The organism is Fontibacillus panacisegetis (assembly GCF_900102215.1).
GTDB classification, from domain to species: Bacteria; Bacillota; Bacilli; order Paenibacillales; family Paenibacillaceae; genus Fontibacillus; species Fontibacillus panacisegetis.
Window position 1 is genome coordinate 487,848 of the sequence record NZ_FNBG01000001.1, and the last position, 24,609, is coordinate 512,456.

Genomic DNA, 24,609 nt, shown 5'->3' on the forward strand with positions numbered 1-24,609 from the left:
AGCATCTAGTTGGAGTCATAATTCCTGCACTTTTGCAGGCTGTTTGCTCTTCGACCTAATCAATGCTCAAAAAAGCCATACCAGCATCCAACAGCAGAATGCGTTATCTCAACAGCATTCACAAGTGGATTCGGTATGGCCTGACATCACTTATATTATCGGAATGAAGTCACCAAGCCCGCTAGTAAGGTTCTTACGTCATATTGGTATTGATTAATCGGAGCAATTGACTTATCAATTCCAAGTAAGGTGTAAACTGCAATTCTTGCTGCTCTTACGGAATATTCTTCTGTGAAAACTACATCATCCGGAATTTCGCAGAATTGTCCGATAAATGCCAGATTGGTAGAGCCCTCTGGCACTACCTTTGGTCGATCGCTGCCTAATCTGGGCATAAATTGAGAGGTAATATACGGCATCATACATGGTATGCAGTTAGCCGTGGCCATGATGGCATCCTTATGTTCTTCGAAATGAAGATGATATAGCAGCTCAGCCATAATTTCTTCCCCAGTACAATCACACATTTTTTTCTTAACAAAATCACCAACGTTATCAGGGTACAGTCCATATCCCCAAAACACCTTGACATGGTCAGGCTGATTACGAAAATGCGGCTGGAAGGCCAATACGATGGACATCAACCAACTGGAATCCTTGAATGTTACCAAAGCTCCTGTCCCGGCCCGATTACGTGAAAATTTCTCCATGAGATCAAAGAACACGGAATCCTGAAAAGTAACTGTGAAGGACTCCCATTTGGATTCATTGGCATGGTCATCAAAAGAGGACGGATTGCCAAGACCCGTTTTTTTGGCGGATATGCGATCCCACAGCTTCCATGAGCTGCCCTTCCCATTCATCTTTGGTGCTTCCGTCATCGAACCTAAGCTGGAGCTTTCAGTCATAGAACCATTGGTGACGATAACCAGATCGCCCTCGTGAACTGGAATGACCGAACCTTCACCTTCCTGCGATATATTCATTTGAGTCACTGTAATGCCGTCGCCTTCTTTAAACTGCAGATCAGTAACCGTACATTTCATCGCAAAGTCGACACCATAGCTCTCCAGATATTTATGCAGAGGCAAAATAATAGAATCATATTGATTATAAGGTGTACGCGTCACCCCTTCTAAGGTCTGAATTCTCGGAAATTCATGCATGAATCGAATCATATATCTTTTGAACTCCACCGCACTATGCCAAGGCTGAAAGGCAAAGGTTGTGGCCCACATATACCAGAAATTCGTTGTGAAAAAATGTGGACCAAACCATTCATTGATCCGCGCCTTTCCTAACCTTTCTTCAGGTGTTACGATTAATTTCCCCATTGCTAGCCTGTCTGCCATATCAAAGCCCATAGACAGAACGTCAACGACTTCTCCCTGACGATTTACTAGTCTTGCACTAGAATGAGTAGGATTGGCATTATCAAATTCTGTAATCTCTTCTCTAACGGATCTATCTGGATGATCTAGCGAAGGAATGGTCATTAGAAGCTCCCATAAGTTCTCATACGTCTCATCATTCAGCATCCGACCGCCACGGATAACGTATCCATGCTCCTCATCACCAGCTCCGTCATTACTGCCGCCGAGAATTTTCATTTCTTCAATAATGTGAATGTTTTGTCCCGGAAAATCGCAATCTCTGACGAGATACGCTGCACCTGCCAAGGATGCAATACCCCCGCCAACAAAATAAACTTGGCTTTTACCGTTCTCCTGCTTCACCATTATCGCCTCCAAAAATTCATAACCTCTCGTTTAATGTATAAGAAGTAACCCTATGAAGGTATATTCAAAATCGAGAGAGTGTATAAATTTCAGTCATTTTGAGCCGATTGTCTAGCTTTTCAGCAAAAAACCGCAGTCTCTACATACAAACTACGACGAAATTTGCTCATACTTACGCAAAGCATTTATAAAGTTTCCTTCCACAAGAATGCTCAATTTTTGAACCATTTCCTTTGGATCGCCAGTCATCCCCTCTTTCATCCACTGAATGACAAAACCGGTAAATGCTAAAGTATAGAAATTGACGATGAATTGCTTATTCTCCATGCTAACATTAATATCAGAAGAAATTTCTTGAATCACCCCCATGATCAGATCATTTGTAACAGCATAAAGGTACGTATCCAAATGATTTCTCCCGAGGGATTCCATCGTATTGCAGCAAAACGCCCTATTACTCTCAATATAATTAAATATTTTTAAAAATCCGTCAGTCCAGGTGTTATAACTTCGATAAGATGCAATACTACCAACTGCTTCTGTCCTGTAAATCCAACCCAGCAGGTCAAAAATATCCTGAAAGTGATAATAAAACGTCTGCCTGTTTAATCCGCAATCATCTACAAGCCGCTGCACTGAAATTTTGTTAAGAGGGGTATGCTCCATCAAAGATTTCAGTGAATGTGCCAAAGCTTTTTTGGTTAAAAAGGAGCTGGACATATAACAGCATCACCTCAATAAATTTTTATGGAAAGATGATTTCAAAAAAAGCTGCCGCCCTCGGTTCCAGGCAGCAGCTTTACATATTGCTCTTAATCAAATATCAAATGATTCATTGTTGTTACCACAGATATAGCAGAATCGCAAAGAAATGCAGCACACTACCCGCCAGCACGAACAAATGCCATATCGCATGATGGTATGGGAACGCGCGCCATACATAGAACACTGTACCTAACGTGTATAGAATACCTCCAGTTACTAACAATACGATCCCGTTAGAAGGTACAGCTGCCGTAAGTGGAACCCAGGCAATAACGATCAGCCAGCCCATAATGATATAGAAAATCGTCGACATAAATAAGAAACGCTTAACAAAAAATGCTTTAAACAAAACGCCAAGCAGTGCGATCCCCCAAACTGTTCCAAACAGGCTCCAACCAAGTGGTCCGCGAATCGCTACAAGCATGAACGGAGTATATGTGCCTGCTATAAAAATGTAAATGGAGGAATGGTCTAAAAATTCAAACAAGTCCTTCACTTTACCTTCTTTAAAGCTGTGTACTAATGTCGAGTTCAAATAGAGCAACAGCATGCTGACTCCGTAAATCGTAAAGCTGACGACATGCCACGCAGTACCTTTGATGCTGGAAAAGACGATCAGCAGCACAAGCGCCGCCACACTAAGAAGTGCACCGATACCGTGCGTAATTGCGTTAGCTATTTCTTCTCTGCGTGGATAAGTATGTGTATTGGCCATGGTTTCCACCTCCTAGATGTTAATCTTTATATAGACTACGACAAACCGCCTATAAAAGTTACTACACCAACTGCACCATCACAGCATAATCTTTTTATAATCGTGTATTATTCGGAGCCTTTTTCAGAAGAAGCTTCTTCCTCACGAATAAGTCCTGCAAACAAGCCATGGACAAACTGTTCTGAATCGAATTTTTGCAAATCCTCCATCTTCTCTCCAAGCCCAACCAATTTTACCGGGAGGCTCAGCTCCTGACGGATCGCGATAACGATACCACCTTTTGCCGTACCATCAAGCTTCGTCAGTACAAGGCCTGTCACACCGCTTTTCTCTCCAAAAAGCTTTGCCTGGCTAAGAGCGTTCTGACCCGTAGTTGCATCAAGCACCATCAGAACTTCATGAGGCGCATTCGGAATTTCCCGCTGAATCACACGGAAAATTTTGTTGAGCTCCTCCATCAGATTGGACTTGTTCTGGAGACGTCCTGCTGTATCACAGAGTAAAATATCCGCCCCCCGTTGCTTCGCTGCTTGTACAGCATCAAACATAACTGCTGCCGGATCTGAGCCTGCTTGCTGCTTAATTACGTCAACACCAACACGTTGTCCCCATACTTCGAGCTGTTCAATAGCACCCGCACGGAACGTGTCCCCTGCAGCCATAATAACCTTTTTGCCTTGCTGTTTGTAATAATGCGCCAGCTTTCCGATCGTCGTCGTTTTACCTACTCCGTTAACTCCAACGAACAGGAATACTGTAATACCGTCTTCGCTGAGCTTAAGCTCGTTATCTTCATCACCACGCAGCAGCTCAACCAGCTTTTCTGAAAGAACAGGTTGAAGCTCCACAGCATCTTCAATCTTGCGCTTTTTCACTTCAGCTCGCAAATCATCGATCAGGGTCAGCACAGTATTTACACCAACATCCGCACCAATCAATATTTCTTCCAGCTCCTCGAAGAACTCCTCATCGATCTTTTTACGTCGTGTAATCAGTTCTGTGACCTTCTCGACAAAACCTTTGCGGCTCTTCTCAAGCCCATCCTTGAACTGTTTAGTAACTGATTCTGTTTTTGAAGCGATACTCTCTTTTAGTTTTTTAAAGAAACTCATATCGTTCCTCCTTATATATTATCCTATCCAAATCTATATAGACTAAGCAATTTCGACCGTTTCATCATCCTCGAGCTTAACCGACACAAGCTTGGACACGCCGCCTTCTTCCATCGTTACCCCGTAAAGAACATCGGCTTCCTCCATCGTACCTTTACGATGTGTTACGACAATAAATTGAGTTTGCTCGGAAAATTCACGCAAATATTGCGCGAAACGAACGACGTTTGCTTCATCCAGCGCGGCTTCAACCTCATCAAGCACACAGAATGGTACTGGCTTAACCTGAAGAATGGCAAACAACAACGCCATCGCGGTCAAAGCTCGTTCTCCCCCGGATAAAAGCTGAAGATTTTGCAGTTTCTTGCCTGGCGGCTGAGCTACAACATCGATACCTGTCTCGAGCAGATTATCCGGATCGTTCAGAATCAAATCTGCACGACCGCCTCCAAACAATTTCGAAAATACGATTACGAATTCCCTGCGAATCGCATCGAAAGTCGATTTGAATCGTTTGGACATTTCATCATCCATCTCTTTAATGACTTGATAAAGCGTTGTTTTGGCCTCTACCAGATCATTTTTTTGCTCCGTCAAAAACTCATAGCGCTCAGAGACCCGATTGTATTCCTCAATGGCTCCTAAATTGACATCACCCAGAATCGTAATCTGACGCTTTAATTCTTTGACATCAGCTTGAGTCTGAGGTACATCCTCCGGAACAGTATAACGCTGTTTAGCCAATTCGTAGCTTAATTCATAGTCATCTCCAAGCTTGCGTAGAATATTATCCAACTCTACATCCAGACGGTTCGCATGAATTTCAGTCTGTCTAAGCTGCTCTTCTACTGCCTTTAAAGCAACGCGCTGTTCTTTTGTCTCGCTCTCGCCTTCTTCGAGCTTCTTAACGAGAACAACCCGAGAGGCACGTTCAAGCTCAAGCTGCTCTCCTGCCCGTTCCTTTTTCAGCTTGTAGTCGTTAAGCTCTTCACGCTGATTTGTGCTCTGCTGCTCATTTTGCTCCAGATCAGCAACTATAGACTGCAGTATACTGCGATTTTGCTCCAGCTCGCGCTTCTGAATAGCGCAATCCTCTTGAGAGCGGCGCAGCTGCTCCTGAAGTGAAAAACATTCCTGATCCAGCTTGCCTTCACGAACCTTAAGTCCGGTTAACAAGTCCTGAAGTTCTTCCTTCGCAGATTCATTAGCCTTGCGAGCAAATTCAGCAGCTTGAATTGACTGCTGGATAGACAGCTCTTCCTTCTCCAGCTCTACGAGCTTAGCTTCAGCTGCTTTCTTGTTATTGTCCAGCTCTTCCAACTCTTTAACATAGTGGCCTTTCTCTTGCCCATACAGCTGGAATTGCTCCGAGACATGTCTCCATTCATGATCCACCTGCTTGAGATCACCTGCAACAGACTGTTCTTCAGTCCGTTTGGCATCTCCAGCTTCACGCAGTCTATCCAGTTCTTTCTCTGAACGATTAAGCTGATCTCGAACATCTGTAAGCCCTTTGCGAAGCTTGTCCAGCATTTCCTCACTCTCGCGAATATCAGTAGCGAGTTGGTCGAGCTGACGTTTACGCCCCAGCAGGTTGCTATTTTTCCGGTGCTGACTTCCCCCGGTCATAGAACCCCCGGCGTTAACCACATCACCTTCAAGCGTAACAATTCGGAACCGATATTGACAGCGCGCGGCCATCTTGTTGGCTCGTTCAAGGTCACTGGCGAACACGACATTCCCAAGCAAACTGCCTACTATATCAGCATAGCGTGGTTCGTACCCGACAAGCTCTGCTCCGATTCCAACAAAACCGTCGGCCTCCTCCATAAGGCGTTTGTCAGCAGGGGAAATTTGCCGTGGCCGGATAACATCCAGCGGCAGAAAAGTTGCTCTACCAAGCTGGCGCTGTTTCAAGAAGGATATCGCCTGACGGGATACCGCTTCATTCTCCATAACGATATGCTGCATTGCAGCGCCTAACGCCGTCTCTACCGCGATCTCCAATTTTTCCGGAACACGGATGAGTTCGGCAACCGCACCATGGACTCCGTTAAGAACGGATTTGCGGGAAGCCTTGAGTACCTCTTTAACTCCAAGAACAAAGCCGTCGAAGTCATCCTCCATTTCCTTCATCGTATCGCGGCGTGACACGAGTCCTTCACGCTTTTGTTCCCATTTGCGTATTCCGCTCTGACTCTCTTCAACCAGCTTTTGCAGAGATTGATATTTTTCGCTCTCATTAATGTACTTGCCACGAAGATCCGCAATTTCTTGGCTCAATCGTTTCATCAAGCCTTCAAGCTCGTCCTTTTTGACCTTTAGTCGGTCCAGCTCATCACGCCATTTCACGCCTTCCTCTTCGGAGCGTGACATTCTGCGCTCTACGCCTTCCTTCTGTTGATCAGTGTAACGAATTTCATTACGTGTCTGGGCCATCTGATTCATAACATCAAGGAGTTGACCTTTAAGACCTTCCTCCTGAGCTTGACTAATACCACCATTAACACCAACCAGCTTGGCTTCTTCGGCTGACAATTCAGTCCGCAGTTGCTGAAGCTGCTGCTCCACACTCGCAAACTTCTCAGCAACTTCATTCATTTCAGCAGCACGCTGAGCGTAACGCTCCTCGCTGACCTGTAATGACTGCTCAAGCTGATCACGATTCTGAGTAAGGTTCTTGGCGCGTTCCTTAAGTACTTCGCCGAAGCCCTCACTTTTCTCAAAATTTTCACTATATTCAAGCAGTTGTCCCTGCAGAACCTCGATACGATCCTCCACCTGACGGAGTGCAAGCCGATCGTTCTCCAGCTTGGCATCATGAGCTGATACAACGGTGGACAAAGAAAGCTGTTGATCCTGCAGCTTGGTCAGCTTGTCGTTCGCTTCACTCCATGTTTCATGGATTTGCTCAATCTGATGGACATACAGTGATATCTCTTTAGTTTTAAGTTGTTCTCGAAGTTCCTTATATTTAATCGCCTTCTCCGATTGATCCTTAAGCGGGCCAATCTGGTCCTCAAGTTCACTAACAAGATCGTGAATACGCAGCAAGTTTTGCTCTGTATCATCCAACTTGCGACGAGCGTCACGTTTACGGCTTTTATATTTCACAATACCTGAAGCCTCTTCAAAAATACCTCTGCGGTCTTCTGAACGAGTACTCAAAATTTCCTCGATACGCCCTTGACCGATAATGGAATAGGCTTCTTTTCCGATCCCTGTATCCATGAACAGCTCAGTAATATCCTTTAACCTGCAGGATTGCTTGTTGATCATATATTCACTATCACCGCTGCGGTGAACTCTACGTGTTACTGTAACTTCGCTAAAATCCAGCGGTAAAGCATGATCGCTATTATCAAGAGTCAGCGACACTTCCCCGTAGTTAACCGCTTTACGCGCATCACTGCCGGCAAAAATAATGTCTTCCATTTTACCACCACGAAGTGACTTAGCGCTCTGCTCCCCTAATACCCATCTGATCCCGTCAGAAATGTTACTCTTTCCGCTGCCATTAGGCCCAACCACCGCAGTGATTCCCCGGACAAATTCCATTTCTGTCTTATCAGCAAAAGATTTAAAACCTGCCAATTCAATCCGTTTCAAAAACATACGTTCACGATCACCTCTAACGACTATTGTAACATACCAGAAGCTCTATAGGACAGGCGTAACAAGAGAGAAACAGCCTTTGCAATCTTGAAATCTATTACTATGTTTGCTAGTGTGATAGACAAGTCTGACAGGCAGACAAAACAAGGTATTCAACATCAATGTAATTTAAAAAATTCTATGTAATATCTATCTAAAGGAAGTGTAATGATGAACATTTGCAACAAAAAATTTGTATTACTCCCTTATCTTTTATCGGCAATTCTGATATGGATGTGTACGGGGTGGGGAACGATTACAGCATCTTCTGCGTCAGCAGCGGCCGCGTCAACAACTCTCACTATCAATACTTCTAGTAATGCAGGTAATACAAATCAAGTCACCAAAGTTACTTTTGATGGGGTATCCGCGCAGTGGAGCACAGAGGAACCATTTATATATAAAGGAACAGCCTATGTTTCATTACAGGAGGCAGCAAAGCATCTTAATGCAAAAGTAAGCTGGAATACAAAAAAACGTGCTACTGAGCTTTATCACAATGGTGATACCATTTTGCATCGTTCTGGAACATCGACATTTACGATCAATCAATACACTAGCCTTCAAGCTTCATCGCCATCGTTATCTAAAAATGGAACCACCATGGTACCGCTTCGCACTTTAGCCGAAGCACTAAAGGCAAATGTTGCTGTAACTAGGGAGAATAATCACCAAACCATCAATGTCTCTCATGACTCGGTTACGATAATCTCCAAACAAGCAGAAGTGGCTAACAATTACTTAATTAATCAGCAATATTCGGGACTAGCTCTGATTGCTCGTCACGGTGAAATATTGATGCGGAAAGGTTACGGTCTCAGTGAAGAGAACAAATTAGTCAGGCCAGATCGTTCATCGCGTATTGCTTCATTAACAAAATCCTTTACAGCTGCTTCTATTATGAAATTAGTAGAGGAAGGTAAGTTGAAGCTGACTGATTCTTTGGAATCCTACATTCCTGGTTTTGAGAACGGAGATCAGATCACCATTCACATGCTTTTGTCGCATACGTCCGGTATTACGTCCAATTTCCCCCGTGAGAAGGGAATGACCCTGCACCAAACGATAGAGGCTATTAAAGATAAACCTCTCTCTTTTAAACCTGGAAGTGACTTCAAGTACAGTAATAGCGGTTATATGCTGCTGGGGTCCATAATTGAGCAAGCGTCTGGCATGAGTTACAGCGACTATGTATCTGAAAATTTCCTGCAACCGTTAGGTATGGATCATACCGGTGAAGCTGCGGCCACCACCCCAACCATCAAGGGTTACATCTCAGCAAATGGAGCTTGGAAAATAGCCGGGGAATATAATTCTCAATCCGGTTCAGGCACGCTGTATTCTACGCTTGATGATTTGCTGAAATGGGATGCGGCGCTAAATAATGAAGAAACGCTAAACCAATCTTCTCTTGATAAAATGTTCACTCCATATTCCTATAAAAATTACGGTTATGGCTGGATGATCGATAATGAGCAGACACCAGCGGTATTGTTTCACAACGGAAGCGGTACAGGATATTCTACTGGTATCTCACGCAATCTTGGTGGAGGGCTCACCATTATTTTGCTCGGAAATCAAGCTGGCAGAGATACGATCACCTTCATGAAAGAAATACGCAACATAATGAAACAGTAAAAAAGAAAATAAGACGAAGCAAGTAGTTAATCCTCTGCTTCGTCTTATTTTCTCTTCATACTCAGTTATTCAATACCGTCCTGTTTCAGGTGGTTCAGTGCCGCAGCAGCAGCCTGCTGCTCAGCTTCTTTCTTTGAACGACCGGTCCCACGACCCAACGCTCGTCCGTCCATATATACTTCAGAGACGAATTCACGTTCATGAGCTGGGCCACGTTCTTCAACAATTCGATATTCCAACGCACCCATATTATGATGCTGCGTCAGCTCCTGCAGCTCCGTTTTAAAATCGGTCGACTGGAGCTTGCCGTCCATCACAATTTGCGAAAAGACATACCGATGAAGAAATGTCTGCACTGCCTCCAGACCTTGGTCAAGATATAGTGCACCGATAAAGGATTCGAACACGTCAGCAAGCAGGGCTGGACGTGTTCTTCCTCCTGTTAATTCCTCACCTTTACCTAGCAAGACGTATTTGCCGAATTCCAGCTTCTCTGCGAATTTCACAAGGGAAGGCTCGCATACGATTGCAGCGCGCAGCTTGGTCAATTCACCTTCAGGCCGATCCGGGAAAATGTGATATAGTCGTTCGGATACCGTCAACTCAAGCACAGCGTCTCCAAGAAATTCAAGACGTTCATTATCCTCATGTTGACTGAATCGATGTTCATTCACATAGGATGCATGGGTAAAAGCTTGTTTCAACAACTGTTTATTGTGAAATTCCAGTTCAAGTTTATGCTGTAACTGCTTCAGATCTCCATTCAACAGACTGACCCCTTCTTATGCTTCGAATTTCTTCAGAATGATCGTGGCATTGTGCCCGCCAAATCCAAAGGAGTTAGACATCGCTACTTGAACATCACATTGTCTCGCTTCATCAGGAACATAATCCAAGTCACATTCCGGATCAGGATTGTCCAGATTGATCGTTGGCGCAATAACTCCATTTTGGAGTGTTAATCCGCAGATGACCCCTTCCACCCCACCAGCTGCACCTAGCAGATGGCCAGTCATGGATTTCGTAGAGCTGATTGCTACTTTGTACGCGTGGTCTCCAAGCGCTCGCTTGATAGCAATCGTCTCGGAACGGTCACCAACCGGGGTTGACGTACCGTGAGCATTAATGTAGTCAATCTCATTCGGATCGATTCCAGCATCACGAATCGCCATCTTCATACAGCGTTCAGGTCCGTTAGGATCTGGTTCTGTCATATGATGAGCGTCACCGCTTAGACCATATCCGATAACCTCGGCATAAATTTTAGCTCCACGTTTTTGTGCATGCTCGAGAGATTCCAGTATCAATACACCGGAGCCTTCGCCCATTACAAAACCGTCACGCCCAGAATCAAAAGGACGGCTTGCCTTTTCCGGTTCATCATTACGGGTAGACATCGCCCGCATGGAACAAAAACCGGCTAATCCAGTAGGACGGATCGTTGCTTCCGCGCCGCCGCAAATCATCACATCAGCATCACCACGCTGAATCAGCTTGTAAGAATCGCCGATGGAATGAGTTCCGGTCGCGCACGCAGTCACTGCCGTACTGTTAGGTCCCTTGGCGCCAAAAAGAATGGACACATGGCCTGAAGCCATGTTAGCAATCATCATTGGGATAAAAAACGGGCTAACCCGTTTTGGCCCTTTTTGGAGTAATATATTGTGTTGGTCTTCCCATGTACCAAGACCGCCGATTCCTGAGCCGATCATAACGCCTACCCGCTCTGGATCAGTATCTTCAGCGATGTTCAATCCGCTGTCTCGCAGTGCGCTTGATGCAGCAGTAACCGCGAATTGGACGAAACGGTCCATTTTACGTGCTTCTTTACGATCGATATAATCTTCGGGATTGAAATCTTTCACCGAAGCGGCAATTTGGGTCGGATATTCACTGACGTCAAAGGATTCAATGTGAGATACACCAGATTTACCATTAGTTATGTTGTTCCAGAACGTATCCAGATCTTTTCCGAGTGCCGTCACGACTCCCATGCCGGTTACCACTACTCTATGTTTCAAACACACTCACCTCATGTAGACTTCATGTGTAAAATAATCTTTGCTGGAAAATAACTAGAAGGTGCTTCAGGTCATTAGACGCTACGGACACCTTCTCTTTGCTGATGATGAGGAGAAGTCCCGCCTGCTCTAGGAGGTACGGGACTTTTATACGACTAGGTATGAGATTGTATGTAGTTTACAACTTCACCAACAGTCGTGATCTTCTCTGCATCTTCATCTGAAATTTCCAGATCAAATTCATCTTCAAGTTCCATTACGAGTTCAACGACATCGAGCGAATCAGCACCTAAATCATCTTTAAAAGACGCTTCAAGCGTCACTTCGGCTTCATCTGCGCCGAGGCGATCCACAACAATGCGCTTTACGCGATCCAATACATCGGACATCCGGTTCACCTCCTCTTTGGTATTATACGAGAATTAAAAGTAAAATGCCATAGAAGCGAGATTGTAAATCACATATACATCCCGCCATCTACATGCAGCGTCTGTCCCGTCATATAGGACGCGCTGTCTGAGGCAAGAAAAACTACTACCTTGGCAATCTCTTCAGGCTGGCCAAGACGAGCAAGCGGAATTCCGCCCAGCATGCTTTGCCGAGCTTCTTCAGGCATCGTATCAGTCATATCTGTTTCGATAAAGCCTGGAGCAATGCAGTTCACAGTAATGTTGCGTGAAGCCAACTCGCGTGCAGAAGATTTTGTCAGGCCAATTACTCCAGCCTTGGCAGCGACATAGTTAGCCTGTCCCGCGTTACCAAGAACGCCAACTACGGAAGAAATGTTGATGATTCGTCCAGAGCGCTGTTTCATCATCGGGCGTGTTGCTGCTTTAATACCATTAAATACACCCTTCAAATTTGTCTCTATGACATCATCAAACTCTTGTTCCTTCATACGTAAAATCAGGTTGTCCCTTGTAATACCTGCATTATTTACAAGAATGTCAATGCGGCCCCAAGCATCTACGACGCCTTTTACCATGTCTTCGAATTGCCCGCTGCTTCCGACATGGCCCTTTACCGCATACGCCTTGACACCGAGATTTTCAATTTCGGATACAACACGAGCGGCAGCCTCCTCGTTACCAGCATAATTCACAGCCACATTAGCACCTGCTTCTGCCAGCGCCAAAGCAATGCTGCGTCCTATACCACGGGAAGCCCCAGTAACGAGAGCCGTTTGGCCCTCCAGCAATTTGGTCATTTTTTCAACTCCTTTCCAGAATATAAACTATTGAGACAGCACTCGAATCATAAATTTGCTAGCTGCGCAGTGCTTCAACCGTCTTCTCCAGACTCTCCAGCCCGTTCACATTAAACGTACGAACACTCTTGTCTATTTTTTTGATCAGTCCGGTTAACACACTGCCTGGCCCAAGCTCAACAAAGGTATCTACTCCTTGAGATATCAGCCAAGCTACGCTGTCCGCCCATAGCACTGGAGAATACACCTGCTCCACCAGCAATCTGGAAATTTCATGACCTTGCTGAACCGGTCTTGCCGTAACGTTAGCAACAACCGGAACACGGGCATCCTTAAAAGTCAGTTCCGCCAGCTTGTCACCTAAGCGATCAGCTGCAGATTTCATCAGAGACGAGTGAAACGGTCCGCTGACTTCGAGCGGTATCGCACGTTTGGCTCCGATTTCCTTCACACGCTCCACGATCTGAGCTACGCCCTCCTTACTGCCGGAAACGACGATTTGCCCTGGACAATTCACATTAGCAAGCTCTACGAGATGTCCACCTTGCGTAATATCTGCGCAAAGTCCAGCCAGCGCTTCACGTTCTCCGCCAAGCACTGCCGCCATCGCTCCTTGACCGCCTGGCACAGCTTGCTCCATAAATTCCCCACGAGCTCTTACAGTAGCTACAGCATCTTCAAATGTCAGTACACCAGCAGCAGTCAGAGCGCTGTATTCACCAAGGCTATGACCAGCTACATAATCGGGCGAGATGCCTTTTGCAGCAAAAGCCTCATACAGTGCAATACTTGTAGTAAGCAATGCAGGCTGTGTATTGGCTGTTTGCTTCAATTCTGTATCCGGACCTTCAAACACAAGCCGTGATAGCGAGAAACCAAGTTTTGCATCAGCTTGCTCATACAGGCTCCGGGCAGCAGGAAGACTTTCATATATATCTTTGCCCATTCCTACACTTTGCGAACCCTGTCCCGGAAATACAAATGCTATTTTCCCCATGCTAATCTATGCACTCCTTGTACTTGCTATAATCATTTATTGTTTGCTGACTTCGAAATCACCGCAGAACAATTACCAGACAATCACAGAAGCTCCCCATGTCAGCCCGCCGCCAAATCCGACAAGCAGAACCGTATCGCCTTCCTTGATTCGTCCATCTTCTGCAGCTTCAACCAAAGCAAGAGGTATTGATGCAGCCGAAGTATTTGCGTATTTATCGACATTGACTACACATTTTTCTTCCGGAAGAGATAGTCTTTGTCTCGCAGATTGGATAATCCGTATGTTAGCCTGATGCGGCACAAAAAGATCGATTTCTTCTTTAGTCTTGCCCGCTTTGCGAAGCACTTCCTCCGTAGCTGTTCCCATCACACGAACAGCAAATTTGAACACTTCACGGCCATTCATATAAATGTAATGCTTACCGCCTTGAACAGTCTCATTTGAGGCTGGAAGACGAGAACCTCCACCTTCAAGCTTCAGCAGTTCTCCACCAGCACCTTCAGCTCCGAGGTCAAAGGATAAGAATCCACGTCCTTCAGGGACTTCGCCGAGGATAACAGCACCGGCACCGTCACCAAACAATACGCAGGTGTTGCGATCCGTATAATCCGTAATTCGGGATAAGGTATCTGCCCCAATTACAAGCGCATTCTTATACATACCCGTCTGAATAAAACCGTTAGCCGTAGCCATCCCGTATACAAATCCGGAGCATGCAGCAGATAAATCAAATGCAGCCGCTTTTTTTGCTCCCAGTTTATCTTGCAATATACAAGCCGTAGACGGGAACATCGTATCCGGTGTAATTGTGGCTATAATTATCAGCTCCAGATCTTCAGCAGTAAGACCAGCCGACTCCAGCGCGCGAATCGCAGCTTCATAAGCCAAGTCGGATGTAGCCTGATCACTTGAAGCGATATGGCGTTCACGGATTCCAGTCCGGCTCACGATCCATTCATCGTTGGTATCCACCATTTTTTCCAGATCTGCATTCGTTAAAATCTTCTCTGGCACATATTTTCCGGTTCCGATAATGCCTACTGAACGTGATTTCATCATTCTGTCACTCTCTCCCCACTAATTTCCGCTGAAATGCTCTCTGTCAACTGATTTTGAATAGCTGTTCTAGCCTGCCGCACCGCATTTTTAATCGCTGGTCCGTCCGAAGAACCATGTCCCTTCACTACTAGACCACTAAGTCCGAGCAGCGGAGCACCACCATGCTCCTTGTAATCAAGCGTACCCTTCAAGCTTCGCAGGGCAGGCATCAAAATAGCGGCTGCAAGTTTATTTTTGAGTGATTTTGTGAATTCTTTCTTGAGAAGCGAGAAAATAGTTCCTGCTGTACCTTCAAGAGACTTCAATAAAATATTTCCGGCAAATCCGTCACATACCAGAACATCACATGCTCCACTTAGAACGTCCCGGGCTTCAACATTACCAACAAATTCAATCGGCATAGCTTCAAGTAGAGGGTAAGCCGCCTTAGTCAGCTCATTGCCTTTTTTTGCTTCTGTTCCTACGTTAAGCAAGCCCACGCGAGGTTTATTTATCCCGTGTACCTTCTCACGATAAATACTGCCTAGCAGCGCATACTGGGCAAGATGTTCAGGCTTGGCATCCATGTTCGCTCCAAGGTCAAGTGCTAATACGCCGCGTCCGTCAACCGTTGGTATCATTGGAGCTAGTGCAGGACGTTCAATACCTTCCATACGGCCAACAACGAGCAAGCCTGTTGTCATAAGGGCTCCTGTGTTGCCCGATGAAATCATCGCATCGGCTTTACCTTCACGAACAAGACGACCCGCAACGACCATAGAAGCATCCTTTTTGCGGCGTACAGCCTTAACAGGCTCGTCCTCAGCATCAATAACTTCGGTTGCATGTTGAATAACTAAATTAGCCGGTGCATCAACAAGAAGTGGCTTCAAGACTTCCTCATCGCCCACCAAAATAATTTGGGTATCGTTCCATTCCCTAGCTGCAGCCAAAGCACCTTCTACTGTACTTTTGGGCGCATGGTCTCCACCCATCGCATCAATGGCGATCCGCATGCTTACTTCCTCCTTCATGATTGTCTTCTCCACCCGAGCGATAGATTACGAAGTTACCCTGAAATACCATTTCCTCACCGACATAAGTAAACACCTCGACCTTTGCTTTACCCGAGTTCCCGGACACAGGGCGCACATAAGCTTTTGCAATACACTTTTCCCCTAATTGAACCGATCTTATAAAGCGGATATCCGCAGAAAAGGTCAACGCAATCTCATCATTTATGACTGCTACAGCAAGTGAATTCGCTTGGGCAAATACGTGGTGTCCTCTGGCTATTCCCGTTCGCGAGAAAACATGCTCCTCCCGAATTTCAAAAATAGATATCCCGCTTTTATCTAACTGAAGGTCGACAATTTCCCCAATAACCTCATGCAACGGCAGAGAACGAACCTGATCATAGGAACGCTCAGCCATTAATTTCATCCGTTCTCTTAGTTCGGGAATCCCGAGCTCCATCCGATCAAGACGAATCGTCTGAATGCTGACCTTAAGCTGACGCTGCAATTCCTGATCAGTAATAAACGGATTTTCATCGATCATTTTAACAAGCTGCTGCTGTCTGGCTCTTTTTGGCAAACGTTCTATGGATACCCCTCCCTTATGTAGACTTACTTAAACAGACTTACACATATATAAATTCAAACGCTTCTCGTTAATGAATTGTAATAGTTAACTTTAGAACCTGGTACTAAACTTAAGTATAAAACATCTCTCGGTAAAAAGAAAGCGATAATACAAAAAGCACCTTCATAACCACATGAAGCAGTAAGAAGGTCCTATGTTAAAAAAAATAGCACCCCACATAAATGAGGTACTACTTGATGCTTGAGAAAAATCAAGCTTATTGGCTAATTACTTCTCTCGATTTGTATGTTCCGCACACTTTGCATACGTGGTGAGCAAGCTTCAATTCTCCGCATTGTTCACATTTTACCATGCCCGGCACAGCCAATTTGAAATGCGTACGACGCTTGTCGCGACGAGTTTTGGACGTTCTCCGTTGAGGTACTGCCATGGTTCCCACCTCCTTATTCAAGTCAACCCGGGTTCCGGTGTTTTCATAATCAAAGTTCAAGTAGAAAAAACGGAGGTCCCTCTTTATAAGGGTACCGAATCTCCTAATTTATAAGAAAAACGTCTATCGACGTACTTCCTATGAATCCAGACCGCATTTAGCGGTAGTTCTCCCTGCGATTACAGAATGGTTCAGCGTAACTGAAAACCTATACATTCTATAATCTTAAAAAAGCACAGTAAGCACTACACTTTTTTTACTTAAAAAAATCTTTTAGCCCGGCTAATCGAGGATCAATAACCTCCGTATCGCAACTGCACTGCTCTACATTAAGATCAGTTCCGCAATTCGGACACAATCCTTTGCAAGAGTCGCTGCATACGGCGGAATAAGGAAGACTCAGCAGGAATGATTCCTCGACATAAGGTCCCAAATCCACCCGATCCTCAGTTACAATCTGAAGATCCTCATCTTCATCCAGCAATTCTGCCTCAGCTTCTTCGCTTTGTTTGAAGCTTTCATTAAAATTAATATCGATTTTACGATTCAAAGGCTTTAGACATCTGGAACAAGACATGTCCAGCTTGGTCGTGAGATGACCGTAAACTGTAACAACTTCGTCCCCTACCGGCTGCGCCTTGAGGTCAACCTGCAGGAGATCCACTCCTGTAATGTCATTTCTTCCTTTGACGACATGGCTTACATCCAATGCCTTATGGAATTCCACAGGCCCATCAGATGCAGCAACCTGACGAAAATTTAAAATCATGATTATCACTCCAAACAAACAAAGATTATTATACCGATTTTCAGTAAGTTTTGTCAACAGCATTACGACAGGTCCCATTCTCTTCTGGAGTTCATTTTAGCATGTCCATTGCGAGATTAGTGAACCTTTATGGTATATTCATAATAATTGCACAAATCTACTCTAAAAGGTGAGTTAACATTGAATATTGCAGGTCTGATAGTTGAATATAATCCGTTTCATAACGGTCATGCCTATCACTTCACTGAAGCGAAAAAACTGGCTCAAGCTGATGCCGTAATCGCAGTTATGAGCGGTGACTTTCTCCAACGCGGAGAACCCGCAATTGTAAGTAAATGGGCACGCACTGAGATGGCGCTGCAGGTTGGTGTAGATCTTGTACTTGAGCTACCTGTCGCCTATGCTGTACAGCCTGCCGAGTGGTTCGCCTATGGCGCTGTAGCTTTGCTGGAAGCTACAGGTGTCACAACGCACCTGTGCTTCGGCAGCGAGGCAGGAGCGCTCGATGTGCTGCAGCCGCTCGCAGAGCGGCTGGCGGACGAGAGCGCCGAGCTGCAGGCGCAGGTAGCGGAGGAGCTCGCCACCGGGGCGAGCTATCCCGCCGCCTACGCCGCGGCGGCCGCGCGCGTCTGCGCCGCTGAAGGCTGCGGCGGCCTCGACGCCGCCGCAGCGCGCGCGATGCTGGAGCAGCCCAACAACAGTCTTGGGCTGCACTACATGATCGCGCTGCGGCGGCTTGGGAGCGGCATTACGCCGCTCACCCTGCGGCGCCTGGCCGCGGACTACCGCGATGCAGCACCAAGGGATGCTGCCATCGCAAGCGCTACCGCTGTGCGCAATTTACTTGCGCATAGCGGACTCACCGCCGCCGTGCCGTACCTTCCGGCCAGCACGGCGGACATTATGGCCCGCGAATTTGCGGCGGGCCGCGGGCCAATAACATGGGAGAGCTTCGCTCAGCCGCTCTTCCACAGACTGCTCCTCTGCTCGCCCGAGGAGCTGGCTGAGCATCACGAGATGACCGAAGGGCTGGAGCATCGCATCAAGAAATTGCTGCCGAAGCTCAAAGAGCCTACTGTAGAACATTTGCTCCAGCAGCTCAAAACAAAGCGATACACACATACGAAGCTACAGCGAATGCTGTTTCATGTTCTGCTTCAGAGCCCCTCTGGGACTATGTTCAGAACGGCCCTCTCAGGTGGACCAGGATATTTGCGAGTACTAGGTTTTAGCAGTACGGGAAGGGAGCTCTTGAAGAGGATGAAAAAGACCGCTTCACTCCCAATCGTAACACGTGCTGCCGAACTGAATCACCCACATCTCAGCCTGGATATTCAAGCTTCCGGCATATATGCAAACGGAATGGCTAACAGGAGCACGTCTGAGCTGATGAGGGACTATCGACAGCCACCCATCCAGCTTTAGCATATGCAATGACTTTAAGCTAAAAGCCAGAAGCTATTCTCCAACCGTTTTTGTCGGCAGTGTGTTTAAATATTTAAGCGCATCATCCACAGTTTTGACAGGAACCAGCTTCATCTTAGTACCGATTGCATCTGCTTTGGCCTTCGCATCCTTATAATTGTCCTCAGGGACAAAAAATATTTCTGCTTTCTCCCGATCGGATGCGACAATTTTGAACTGAACGCCTCCGATCGGCCCTACAGTTCCATCCTCTGCCATCGTTCCGGTTCCAGCTACTCGGTAGCCTTTACTAAGATCTCCCGGGGTGAGCTGATTGTATATTTCAAGCGTGAACATAAGACCTGCGGAAGGTCCACCGATACGGGTATTGGAAAATTCAACCTCATGGGCCGATTCCTTCGGTTGTACTTTTCTTACCTCCCCAACACTGACTCCCAGGCCCGCCTTTACGGCATCGCCTTCTTTACTGATCTTAACCAATTCCACCTCTTGATCGATAGATTCACCTTGACGTTCAAGCTGAACCGACACTGCATCGCCAGGCGATTTCCCCTGCAAAATAGCCCCAAGATCCTCGAATCGGTTCACCCTTTGGCCATTCAATTTCACAATTTTATCTCCGGATTGAAAATTACCTTTAGTCATAATTGTCTTGGACAGCCCAATCACAAACACGTATTCCGGTACAACCGAATACTCAATCCCTGATTTAAGATATGCAGCCATAATGGCGCTTGATTGAGAGCTGTTCATGTAATAGCGCTGCTGGGTTTCATACTCCTGCTCATTACGATCAGGTTCCTTGCGGACCACTTCTGCATGTTTATTAAACTGCGAGGTGACAAGCATCGCTATATTGGCATAGCTGACTGACACCGTCGTAAGCATAAATGTTCCCTTTTCTTCGGGATCTCCACCTGAAATAGTAACCATGGGCTTAACCTCTTCAGCAGTACCCGGCTTGTTGATCATATAAGGCGTTGGCATGTATACCAGCACGTAAACTAAGATCGCAAGTGTTATGAAATAAAGGACGGATTTAATAAATATCGATCTAGATTGACGCTCATGCATCCTTTTGCTACCTTCTCTCCTGTAACTGACTTAACACCTTGGTCTGTTGACTCCTTGCATTGCATAAGCATGTACTAGCCGTCTTCTCATCATCAATTCTTATTATTAATAAAGAAGGTGAATTAATATGTCTCAAGTGCATCGAAAGGAAAGAAGCCTCTTATCCACCCTGATTTTCGGGATTAGCGCAGTAACACTCGTAGCTGCAATTATTTATGCACCAGGTGAAACTTTTCAAGCTTCCGGACAAGGTCTTACCATATGGTGGCGCATCGTATTCCCCGCTCTGCTCCCTTTTATAGTATTAATCGAAATCATGTTAGCCAGCGGATTTGCTCACGGCGTTGGCGTTCTACTTGAGCCTTTTACCCGTAAAGCTCTTGGATTACCCGGTTCCGCAGGCTGGATTCTTCCGCTTGGCATTACCGCAGGTTATCCAGCCGCCGCTTCTGCTGCAGCAGCTCTGTACAGACAAGGAAAAATCTCTGCTGCCGAAGCAGAAAAAATCGTCAGCACCTCGCATTTCTGCAGTCCTATGTTAATCATAGTAGTTATTGGCACAGGATTTCTCGGTCATCCTAGACTTGCTCTCGTCCTGCTTATTGTTCATTGGATTTCCGGACTTGCCGCCGGGATTACCCTTCATTTATTGTCGCCCCATGACCGATCCACTGCTCTGCCAACAAAATCAGCTGAAGCCGTTACTTCTGATCAGATCGACCCTCTCAGCTCTTCATTCGGTTTCAGAACAGCCTTGAAAGAAATGGAGAGAGCACGTCTTCAAGATGCCCGAGGCTTCGGAAAAATGCTGGGTGACTCCGTATCATCCGCTGTGCAGACATTAATGGCAACGGGAGGATTTATTTTAATTTTTGCAGTAATCATCCATATTATAAATACAGCTCTACCTAACATCATTCCACATTCTTTTGTTGCCGGACTGATGGAGGTTCATTTAGGAACGTTTGCGATAGCAAGAGATATCCTATCTCCTGCAATATGCATTGCATTTCTCGGCGCAGCACTGGGCTGGAGCGGCATTAGCGCCTTTTTACAAGTTAGGGCAATTCTTGGACCTGCAGGCATTGGTGGAAGAATTTTTTTGATCCACCGCATCGTTCATGGCGCCTATGCTTATGTATTGACCCTATTGCTGTGGAAACCGTTCACCGAGTGGCTGCCGGGTACTCTTCCAGCATTTGCAGCTATAAGGGAAACGGAAAGCTCCGGTTCCCAATACTATGATATTAATAGCTTTTTGCCAAATCTACAGCTTGTATCTTCTTGGCTTGAAACACAGCTATGGCTGTTTTTACTGCTGGTTATCGGAATGCTAGGATTTTCGCTTATTTGGAGAAATCGTTCCCAACAATAGCCTTGTTCTTATTGATGAATTTCTGTTTGAGCGCTTCCTCAACCTCCACAGGAACGAGGTCGCTGACATCCCCATGAAAGCTGGCGATCTCTTTGACAACACTGGAGCTCAAGTAAGAATATTTAGGATTCGTCATCATAAAAATGGTCTCTACATCACTGTTAAGCTTATGATTCGTAGAAGCCAGCTGCAGCTCATATTCAAAATCTGTCACTGAACGAATACCTCTTACGATGACATGTGCTTGCTTGTAAACCATATAATTGACTAACAAATCACGGAAACTGTCAATTTCTACATTCGGTAGATGACTCGTTGCTGAAGCCAAAAGCTCTCTTCTTTCCTCTACTGAAAAAAGCGGGTTTTTACTCAAATTGTTAAGTACTGCCACGATCAAAATATCAAACTGCTTTGAGGCACGCTGAATAATATCCATATGTCCTTTGGTCACCGGATCGAAACTGCCTGGGTATACCGCAACCCGCGGCGACCTGTGCTGTAGCTCCATCTCTGTTGCATCCTCCTTAATTGGCGCTAGACTAGTCCAATTTCGTTTATTGATTGTATTTGTAAATAGAGAGTGCCGTCTCCCCGTATTCAGCCTTCCGCACTTCAGTAAATTTGCCGAAAACATCAGGATATACAAAAGTGCTCTCGTATTCAAGCACAACAGTTGCATCATCGTTGAGTAAATCCAACTGATCCATGGTCTCCATCAATTTATCCCCGTTTTTCATTCTATATGGGGGATCCAGAAACACAAGATCAAACTTCTTCTCGCGTTTCGATAACGCTTTAATCGCTCTCTCCGCATCGTTCTTATATACCTCTGCCTTGTCCTCGAAGCTGGTAGTTTTGAGATTGGCTCGGACGACTTCGATACTTTTGTACTCTAAATCTACAAATACAGCTTGATCCATTCCCCGACTAAGCGCCTCAATACCAAGCCCTCCTGTACCAGCAAACAAATCCAGAACATGGCCCCCATCAAAATAAGGTCCAATCATACTGAATAAAGCTTCTTTTACTTTATCCGTCGTCGGTCTGGTTCCCATACCCGGGACTGCCTTCAAATTCCTTCCCCGAGCACTACCTGACACTACTCTCATTCTTGTTCACATCCTTACTATTGCTGCAAAATATCGATAAGCAAAAATGGCCTGTCGCTATCGTACCACAATCAAGTAATGATTGAAAAATGGATTTCGTACAAGTTTTTTCACCACAAATGTATAAAGTTGAGAGTGGAGGACAAAACTTGAACTATCGACATCACCAAATGTCGTAGACAACCGCGGAGAAGACTTACGTTTCCCCATAAGCTCTTCGTCCGGTTTCTCCTCTCCCATGATGGGCGTCCCGCGAGGGATGCCCGGACAAAAGCCTTTGTAGCGCGGTTTGTTACGAAGGTTTTTGTCCTTTTTTTATGAGTTGGATACCAACTTCTCAGTTAATCCTTGTTCAATCAATACTCCGCTTAGCTATGTATTCCACAAGGTTCAACACAGTGTCCCGCCTCGTCTTTGATTCTTCGAAGTTTCGCAAGGAGTATGAGGATGGAATAGCGCTAAAGCGGGATAAAGAAAAAGAAAATCCGATGCACAGGCACCGGATCGATTTACTTGATTCTTTTCAGCTCAGCCTCTTGCTGGATGGATCGTGTAGAGAGCAGTTCGATGATTCTGTGCTGATTTTCCAGGACAGATTCCATTTTCATCACACGTTCATTCGTATCCAGAACAGCTCGTTTAATTAAATGTTGATCTTCCTTAATCTCTTGTATATCATGCTTCATTTCCTGCTGCACTGTTCTTAGCTCTTGTAACTGCTCATTGACCGGCTTGAGCTCTTCACGAATCACTGATTGCAGCAGTTCCCTTAACTCATTATTCATAGTACCGCTCCTTCAAGCTTCATGAAAATATTGTATCAGAAGCTATCCTCAAATTCTACTTGGTTTCAATGGCAAAGGAGGTATATATCATGGCCAGCATGCAAAAACGTGAAGAAAACTCTTGGTTCTTTCTAATTAATGTCGGGCATCGCCCCGATGGTACGAGAGATCGGCGAACCAAAACGATTAAAGTTGAGGATCCTACCATCCTCAAATCTCCCCGGAAACTGATCGTTGGCGAGCATTCCATCAAAAGAATCCCAAGCTTAAATACATCCGGTCATAGGCGGTTCAGTTGCTGCTCCATTATTTAATTTCAACTCTCTTAATAAAAAAGGCTACCACTAATCCGATAGCAGAAGCTATACAAGCAAACAAAAAGGCATTTTGGACACCGACCGTTAATGCTTCAGATAGAACTTGTGGGTTTGTTGCACCGGCATTAGTCATGTACCTTTCTTGTCCAGCGGCCATGATACTTACAGTCACTGCCGTTCCAATGGCACCAGCAATTTGTTGTAATGTATTCATCACAGCTGCTCCATCAGGATAAAAATGTCTTGGCAGTTGGTTTAATCCATTGGTCTGTGCAGGCATCATGATCATCGCTACCCCAATAAAGAGACAGGTATGCATAATAATAATTGTCAATTGCGAGGTTTCCGTGGATACGTTTGAGAAAAGATACGCAAGTACTCAGACTGTTGAAAAAGTCATTATTTCACCAAATCACCGCGTTAATATGGTATAATATCTATATAATATATGCCAGAGAGCGGTGATTTTATGTTGTTTACAAATGATACAAACCCTCAATTAGAGTATGAACTGGTCTGCTTGGAGCAATTAGTTCCTCAAGATCATCTTTTGCGCAACATCGACAAATATATCGATTTTAATTTCATTATTGATCTGGTTAAACCTTATTACTGTGAGAACAATGGGCGTCCCTCCCTAGATCCCATCGTATTCTTTAAAATGCTACTGCTTGGCTATCTGTACGACATTCCCTCAGAGCGTAAGCTTGAACGTGCCGTGAACGATACGTTGTCCTTTCGCTGGTTTTTAGGATTAGGGTTAACCCAAAAAGCACCGGATCATTCTACTTTGAGTGAAAATCGAAAGAATAGATTCAAAGATTCAACAGT

At 45.4% G+C, this 24,609-nt stretch carries 24 protein-coding genes and 1 pseudogene; 5 read left to right on the forward strand and 20 right to left on the reverse strand.

What is annotated here, in order from left to right:
- Positions 1-155 precede the first annotated feature (155 nt).
- The 5 genes from BLS49_RS02360 to smc all read right to left on the reverse strand — a co-directional run bounded on the left by BLS49_RS02360 (position 156) and on the right by smc (position 7,946).
- Entirely contained in the window at positions 156-1,739 is a 1,584-nt protein-coding gene (locus tag BLS49_RS02360; RefSeq protein ID WP_091226377.1) for an oleate hydratase, read from the reverse strand.
- Between the two features lie 150 nt (positions 1,740-1,889).
- Positions 1,890-2,459, reverse strand: a complete 570-nt coding sequence (locus BLS49_RS02365) for a TetR-like C-terminal domain-containing protein (protein ID WP_091226378.1) — start codon at positions 2,457-2,459, stop codon at positions 1,890-1,892.
- 121 nt (positions 2,460-2,580) lie between these two features.
- Positions 2,581-3,219 carry a PAQR family membrane homeostasis protein TrhA gene (trhA, locus tag BLS49_RS02370; protein ID WP_091226380.1) on the reverse strand — a complete coding sequence of 213 codons (639 nt, stop codon included), beginning with the start codon at positions 3,217-3,219 and terminating at the stop codon, positions 2,581-2,583.
- A gap of 107 nt (positions 3,220-3,326) precedes the next feature.
- Positions 3,327-4,331, reverse strand: coding sequence for a signal recognition particle-docking protein FtsY (gene ftsY, locus BLS49_RS02375; RefSeq protein ID WP_091226381.1), 1,005 nt, complete (start codon positions 4,329-4,331; stop codon positions 3,327-3,329).
- A 42-nt stretch (positions 4,332-4,373) separates the two neighbouring features.
- Entirely contained in the window at positions 4,374-7,946 is a 3,573-nt protein-coding gene (smc, locus tag BLS49_RS02380; protein ID WP_091226383.1) for a chromosome segregation protein SMC, read from the reverse strand.
- Positions 7,947-8,153: 207 nt separating this feature from the next.
- Here smc and BLS49_RS02385 point away from each other — a divergent pair, with 207 nt between their 5' ends.
- Positions 8,154-9,623: a serine hydrolase gene (locus tag BLS49_RS02385; RefSeq protein ID WP_091226384.1), complete on the forward strand. Its 1,470-nt coding sequence runs from the start codon at positions 8,154-8,156 to the stop codon at positions 9,621-9,623.
- Between the two features lie 65 nt (positions 9,624-9,688).
- On the opposite strand, the gene rnc is transcribed toward BLS49_RS02385, so the two are convergent.
- The 10 genes from rnc to BLS49_RS02435 form a co-directional block, all read right to left on the reverse strand.
- Entirely contained in the window at positions 9,689-10,390 is a 702-nt protein-coding gene (rnc, locus tag BLS49_RS02390; protein WP_091226386.1) for a ribonuclease III, read from the reverse strand.
- Positions 10,391-10,405: 15 nt separating this feature from the next.
- Entirely contained in the window at positions 10,406-11,644 is a 1,239-nt protein-coding gene (gene fabF, locus BLS49_RS02395; protein WP_091226387.1) for a beta-ketoacyl-ACP synthase II, read from the reverse strand.
- Positions 11,645-11,799: 155 nt separating this feature from the next.
- On the reverse strand, positions 11,800-12,033 hold the full coding sequence (acpP, locus tag BLS49_RS02400; RefSeq protein ID WP_018750834.1) for an acyl carrier protein: 234 nt from the start codon (positions 12,031-12,033) through the stop codon (positions 11,800-11,802).
- A 68-nt stretch (positions 12,034-12,101) separates the two neighbouring features.
- A complete protein-coding gene (gene fabG, locus BLS49_RS02405; protein ID WP_091226389.1) occupies positions 12,102-12,851 on the reverse strand; it encodes a 3-oxoacyl-[acyl-carrier-protein] reductase in 750 nt (249 codons plus the stop codon).
- Between the two features lie 58 nt (positions 12,852-12,909).
- Positions 12,910-13,848 (reverse strand): ACP S-malonyltransferase, encoded by a 939-nt coding sequence (gene fabD / locus BLS49_RS02410; protein ID WP_091226390.1) that lies wholly within the window; start codon positions 13,846-13,848, stop codon positions 12,910-12,912.
- A 72-nt stretch (positions 13,849-13,920) separates the two neighbouring features.
- The gene (locus tag BLS49_RS02415; RefSeq protein ID WP_091226392.1) at positions 13,921-14,910 is read right to left on the reverse strand and encodes a beta-ketoacyl-ACP synthase III; all 990 of its coding nucleotides are present in this window, start codon (positions 14,908-14,910) and stop codon (positions 13,921-13,923) included.
- Positions 14,907-15,905 (reverse strand): phosphate acyltransferase PlsX, encoded by a 999-nt coding sequence (gene plsX, locus BLS49_RS02420; RefSeq protein WP_091226394.1) that lies wholly within the window; start codon positions 15,903-15,905, stop codon positions 14,907-14,909. The genes BLS49_RS02415 and plsX overlap by 4 nt, the downstream gene beginning before the upstream one ends.
- On the reverse strand, positions 15,889-16,485 hold the full coding sequence (gene fapR / locus BLS49_RS02425) for a transcription factor FapR (protein ID WP_091226395.1): 597 nt from the start codon (positions 16,483-16,485) through the stop codon (positions 15,889-15,891). The genes plsX and fapR overlap by 17 nt, the downstream gene beginning before the upstream one ends.
- Positions 16,486-16,750: 265 nt before the next feature.
- Positions 16,751-16,924 carry a 50S ribosomal protein L32 gene (rpmF, locus tag BLS49_RS02430; RefSeq protein WP_018975076.1) on the reverse strand — a complete coding sequence of 58 codons (174 nt, stop codon included), beginning with the start codon at positions 16,922-16,924 and terminating at the stop codon, positions 16,751-16,753.
- Between the two features lie 256 nt (positions 16,925-17,180).
- Positions 17,181-17,693, reverse strand: coding sequence for a YceD family protein (locus BLS49_RS02435; RefSeq protein WP_091226397.1), 513 nt, complete (start codon positions 17,691-17,693; stop codon positions 17,181-17,183).
- Positions 17,694-17,873: 180 nt separating this feature from the next.
- Between BLS49_RS02435 and BLS49_RS02440 the strand changes: the two genes are divergently transcribed.
- Positions 17,874-19,118 (forward strand): nucleotidyltransferase, encoded by a 1,245-nt coding sequence (locus tag BLS49_RS02440; protein WP_091226398.1) that lies wholly within the window; start codon positions 17,874-17,876, stop codon positions 19,116-19,118.
- Positions 19,119-19,151: 33 nt separating this feature from the next.
- Here the strand turns inward: BLS49_RS02440 and BLS49_RS02445 are convergent, their stop codons facing one another.
- Positions 19,152-20,192 (reverse strand): SepM family pheromone-processing serine protease, encoded by a 1,041-nt coding sequence (locus BLS49_RS02445; RefSeq protein WP_091226400.1) that lies wholly within the window; start codon positions 20,190-20,192, stop codon positions 19,152-19,154.
- Positions 20,193-20,319: 127 nt separating this feature from the next.
- On the opposite strand from BLS49_RS02445, the gene BLS49_RS02450 reads away from it, so the two are divergent.
- Positions 20,320-21,567, forward strand: coding sequence for a nucleoside recognition domain-containing protein (locus BLS49_RS02450; RefSeq protein ID WP_091226402.1), 1,248 nt, complete (start codon positions 20,320-20,322; stop codon positions 21,565-21,567).
- Here the strand turns inward: BLS49_RS02450 and coaD are convergent.
- The 3 genes from coaD to BLS49_RS02470 all read right to left on the reverse strand — a co-directional run bounded on the left by coaD (position 21,539) and on the right by BLS49_RS02470 (position 23,461).
- On the reverse strand, positions 21,539-22,075 hold the full coding sequence (gene coaD, locus BLS49_RS02455; RefSeq protein WP_091226403.1) for a pantetheine-phosphate adenylyltransferase: 537 nt from the start codon (positions 22,073-22,075) through the stop codon (positions 21,539-21,541). The genes BLS49_RS02450 and coaD overlap by 29 nt on opposite strands.
- A 46-nt stretch (positions 22,076-22,121) precedes the next feature.
- Entirely contained in the window at positions 22,122-22,676 is a 555-nt protein-coding gene (gene rsmD, locus BLS49_RS02460; RefSeq protein WP_091226405.1) for a 16S rRNA (guanine(966)-N(2))-methyltransferase RsmD, read from the reverse strand.
- Positions 22,677-23,185: 509 nt separating this feature from the next.
- The gene (locus BLS49_RS02470) at positions 23,186-23,461 is read right to left on the reverse strand and encodes a hypothetical protein (RefSeq protein ID WP_091226407.1); all 276 of its coding nucleotides are present in this window, start codon (positions 23,459-23,461) and stop codon (positions 23,186-23,188) included.
- A gap of 89 nt (positions 23,462-23,550) precedes the next feature.
- Here BLS49_RS02470 and BLS49_RS02475 point away from each other — a divergent pair, with 89 nt between their 5' ends.
- Entirely contained in the window at positions 23,551-23,775 is a 225-nt protein-coding gene (locus BLS49_RS02475) for a hypothetical protein (protein WP_091226409.1), read from the forward strand.
- Here BLS49_RS02475 and BLS49_RS02480 read toward each other — a convergent pair.
- A pseudogene (locus BLS49_RS02480) lies at positions 23,768-24,157 on the reverse strand (MFS transporter); the annotation flags it as partial. The gene BLS49_RS02475 and the pseudogene BLS49_RS02480 sit on opposite strands and share 8 nt — an antisense overlap.
- A gap of 90 nt (positions 24,158-24,247) precedes the next feature.
- On the opposite strand from BLS49_RS02480, the gene BLS49_RS02485 reads away from it, so the two are divergent.
- A partial coding sequence (locus BLS49_RS02485; protein ID WP_175471273.1) for a transposase occupies positions 24,248-24,609 on the forward strand: 362 nt, incomplete at its 3' end.

Excerpts from the sequence above, each read along its gene's own strand:
- BLS49_RS02360 (WP_091226377.1), bottom strand. The coding sequence starts at position 1,739 with ATGGTGAAGCAGGAGAACGGTAAAAGCCAAGTTTATTTTGTTGGCGGG.
- BLS49_RS02365 (WP_091226378.1), bottom strand. The coding sequence starts at position 2,459 with ATGTCCAGCTCCTTTTTAACCAAAAAAGCTTTGGCACATTCACTGAAA.
- trhA (WP_091226380.1), bottom strand. The coding sequence starts at position 3,219 with ATGGCCAATACACATACTTATCCACGCAGAGAAGAAATAGCTAACGCA.
- ftsY (WP_091226381.1), bottom strand. The coding sequence starts at position 4,331 with ATGAGTTTCTTTAAAAAACTAAAAGAGAGTATCGCTTCAAAAACAGAA.
- smc (WP_091226383.1), bottom strand. The coding sequence starts at position 7,946 with ATGTTTTTGAAACGGATTGAATTGGCAGGTTTTAAATCTTTTGCTGAT.
- BLS49_RS02385 (WP_091226384.1), top strand. The coding sequence starts at position 8,154 with ATGATGAACATTTGCAACAAAAAATTTGTATTACTCCCTTATCTTTTA.
- acpP (WP_018750834.1), bottom strand. The coding sequence starts at position 12,033 with ATGTCCGATGTATTGGATCGCGTAAAGCGCATTGTTGTGGATCGCCTC.
- fabG (WP_091226389.1), bottom strand. The coding sequence starts at position 12,851 with ATGACCAAATTGCTGGAGGGCCAAACGGCTCTCGTTACTGGGGCTTCC.
- fabD (WP_091226390.1), bottom strand. The coding sequence starts at position 13,848 with ATGGGGAAAATAGCATTTGTATTTCCGGGACAGGGTTCGCAAAGTGTA.
- BLS49_RS02415 (WP_091226392.1), bottom strand. The coding sequence starts at position 14,910 with ATGATGAAATCACGTTCAGTAGGCATTATCGGAACCGGAAAATATGTG.
- plsX (WP_091226394.1), bottom strand. The coding sequence starts at position 15,905 with ATGCGGATCGCCATTGATGCGATGGGTGGAGACCATGCGCCCAAAAGT.
- rpmF (WP_018975076.1), bottom strand. The coding sequence starts at position 16,924 with ATGGCAGTACCTCAACGGAGAACGTCCAAAACTCGTCGCGACAAGCGT.
- BLS49_RS02435 (WP_091226397.1), bottom strand. The coding sequence starts at position 17,693 with ATGATTTTAAATTTTCGTCAGGTTGCTGCATCTGATGGGCCTGTGGAA.
- BLS49_RS02445 (WP_091226400.1), bottom strand. The coding sequence starts at position 20,192 with ATGCATGAGCGTCAATCTAGATCGATATTTATTAAATCCGTCCTTTAT.
- BLS49_RS02450 (WP_091226402.1), top strand. The coding sequence starts at position 20,320 with ATGTCTCAAGTGCATCGAAAGGAAAGAAGCCTCTTATCCACCCTGATT.
- coaD (WP_091226403.1), bottom strand. The coding sequence starts at position 22,075 with ATGGAGCTACAGCACAGGTCGCCGCGGGTTGCGGTATACCCAGGCAGT.
- rsmD (WP_091226405.1), bottom strand. The coding sequence starts at position 22,676 with ATGAGAGTAGTGTCAGGTAGTGCTCGGGGAAGGAATTTGAAGGCAGTC.
- BLS49_RS02470 (WP_091226407.1), bottom strand. The coding sequence starts at position 23,461 with ATGAATAATGAGTTAAGGGAACTGCTGCAATCAGTGATTCGTGAAGAG.
- BLS49_RS02475 (WP_091226409.1), top strand. The coding sequence starts at position 23,551 with ATGGCCAGCATGCAAAAACGTGAAGAAAACTCTTGGTTCTTTCTAATT.